The organism is Streptomyces sp. NPDC054847 (assembly GCF_053610925.1).
The window spans coordinates 1-2,119 of the sequence record NZ_JBSGZJ010000707.1; the positions used below are offsets into that span (position 1 = coordinate 1).

Here is a 2,119-nt window from a genome sequence, read left to right on the forward strand (position 1 = left end):
TTGCTGTAGAGCGCGTCGAGCCGGACCCGGTCCCGCTCGATGTCGCCGCGCTCGGCCAGCCAGTCGATCCAGAGCCGGAATTCGTCACCGGCGATGCGACCGCCGGGCCGTGCGACGCCGAACGACCTCCAATAGCGCAGCGTGGCGACGTCCTCGTTCCGCCCACGCTTCTTGACGATCTCCGTCATGCGCGCGACGACCTCGTCGCGGGGCGTGGTGCGCGACCAGTCGAGCGCGCGCCCCACGCCGGTGACGAACGTCCGTACCGTGTCGGGGTTCTGCTCGATGAACCGCTCGGTCATGACATACGTCCCGGCGCTGAAGGAACCGAGGAGCTGGTGGTCGGTGAAGAGCGGCCGCAGGCCGCCGTTCGCGAGCGCCTTGTCCCGGAGCACGCCGCTCAGCACGGCGACGTCGATCTGTTTCTGGCGCAGGGACTGCTCGGTGTTCACCGGCGGTACGACGAGGGACTCGACCCGGGCGGCGTCCGCGGCGGAGACGCCGCCGCGCTGGAGGTATATGGCCAGCATGGCTTCCGAGTGCGCGCCAAGGGTGTTCATGCCGACCCTCTTGCCGATGAGGTCGCGGGCGGAGCGGATCGGGCTGCCGGCGAGTACGTAATAGCCGCTGTAGGCATCCTTGTCGGAGCCGTAGTAGCTGATGACGGCCTTGACCGGGGTGCCGTTGGCCGCGAGCTTGACCACCGCGCCGTTGAACGCGCCGCCGAAGTCGGTCTGGCCCGTGGCCGCCGACTGGATGTCCTGAGGGCCGCTGATGGTGTTGCCGACCCACTCCAGCTTCACGTCCTCCAGATGCCCGAGGTCCTGCGCGAGTTCTGCGGGGGTGACCTGGCCGGTCCAGCCCTGGTAGCGAAGGGTCCTGGTCCGGCCCTTGCCGGAGGACCCGCCCCCCACGGCCCTGCCGCAGCCGACCGCGACCGCCGAGAGACCGAGCAGGGCGAGGAACCGGCGTCGGTCCGCCGGGGGCAACGTACTCATGGGAACTTCCTGTTCAGGGAGAGAGGGGGAGACATGGCGAGAGATCGGAAAAGGGGGCGTACGGAGCTCAGGCGCTTGTGGTGAGGGTGAGTGACTCCCGGCCGGTGAGCGCACGGGTGAACCCGTCCACTGCCTCAAGCAGCCGCAGCTCCGCCGCCGGGTCGACCCGGCACGCGTCCGCTCCCAGACGCTCGATCGCCGAATCCAGCAGGAACGCACCGGGCACCACATGGCGGGCGCCCAGCGCCGACAGCACCGGGCGCAGGGCGTAGTCCATCGCGAGCATGTGCGCGAGGCTGCCGCCGGTAACGAGCGGCAGCACCGTTTTCCCGGCCAGCCTGGCCTGCGGCAGCAGATCGAGGAACACCTTCACGAGACCGCTGTACGAGGCCTTGTACACAGGCGTGGCCACGACAACGCCCTCGGCGCCGGCCACTGCCTCCAGCGCCTGCACCAGCGCGGGGTGCGCGAGCGACCCCCTGAGGAGTTCCTGCGCGGGCAGATCTCGTACGACGATGTGGTCCGCGCCCCGCCCACCGTCAGCGAGACGGTGGAGCACATGATGGACCACGCGAGCGGTCCGGGAATCGGCGGACGGGCTTCCGGAAATGGCGACGACGGACGGCAAAGCAGCCTCCTGGACGAAATACGGCAGCCCGGCAGAATCGCAGCGAGAGAATGCCGAAAAGCAGGGCGGAGAACGGCGTGAAGAAAGGACGAGTGCCGGAGGAGACCCACTCCGGGCCCGGCCGGGCCGCGAGCGCGGACGGGGCGAGGTCCGCGGACGGGCACCCCGCGGATCAGGCGAGGAGCGACCCGCCGGAGGGGCCGCCTAGCGGCCGCGGCGGCAGAACAGACAGAGGGCGCTGGCGTGCCGTCGAAGATCGACGTGCCGCCGCGCGGTGAAGTTCGCTGACTGGCTCACGCCCATGAGGCTGGCAGCGCGAATCGGCCACGTCAATGCGGGAAACGACCCCGTCTCACATGCCGAATATCTGGCCATGCGCCTGAAGTCCGCCGTTCACAAACCGCATTCGCAGCGCCGGGAGGCGGTGAATTGCCGGCAGGCCGTGGCGTGGGCGACGCGGCCGCTCGGAACCCGCGGGCACCGGACCCTGGAC

At 70.0% G+C, this 2,119-nt stretch carries 4 protein-coding genes; 1 reads left to right on the forward strand and 3 read right to left on the reverse strand.

Annotation, left to right across the window (positions count from 1 at the left end; genetic code table 11):
- The 3 genes from ACWGH4_RS34470 to ACWGH4_RS34480 form a co-directional block, all read right to left on the reverse strand.
- Positions 1-998, reverse strand: a 998-nt coding sequence (locus ACWGH4_RS34470; protein WP_453467776.1) for an ABC transporter substrate-binding protein, incomplete at its 3' end; no start/stop codon positions are given.
- Positions 999-1,065: 67 nt separating this feature from the next.
- Positions 1,066-1,626 carry an NADPH-dependent FMN reductase gene (ssuE, locus tag ACWGH4_RS34475; RefSeq protein ID WP_453467778.1) on the reverse strand — a complete coding sequence of 187 codons (561 nt, stop codon included), beginning with the start codon at positions 1,624-1,626 and terminating at the stop codon, positions 1,066-1,068.
- A gap of 204 nt (positions 1,627-1,830) precedes the next feature.
- The gene (locus tag ACWGH4_RS34480) at positions 1,831-2,001 is read right to left on the reverse strand and encodes a putative leader peptide (protein ID WP_441262341.1); all 171 of its coding nucleotides are present in this window, start codon (positions 1,999-2,001) and stop codon (positions 1,831-1,833) included.
- Between ACWGH4_RS34480 and ACWGH4_RS34485 the strand changes: the two genes are divergently transcribed.
- Positions 1,928-2,119: hypothetical protein (locus tag ACWGH4_RS34485; RefSeq protein WP_453467780.1), on the forward strand; the 192-nt coding region annotated here is incomplete at its 3' end. The genes ACWGH4_RS34480 and ACWGH4_RS34485 overlap by 74 nt on opposite strands.

Bases quoted from the DNA above. Each gene is read 5' to 3' on its own strand.
- ACWGH4_RS34480 (WP_441262341.1), bottom strand. From the start codon at position 2,001: ATGGCCAGATATTCGGCATGTGAGACGGGGTCGTTTCCCGCATTGACG.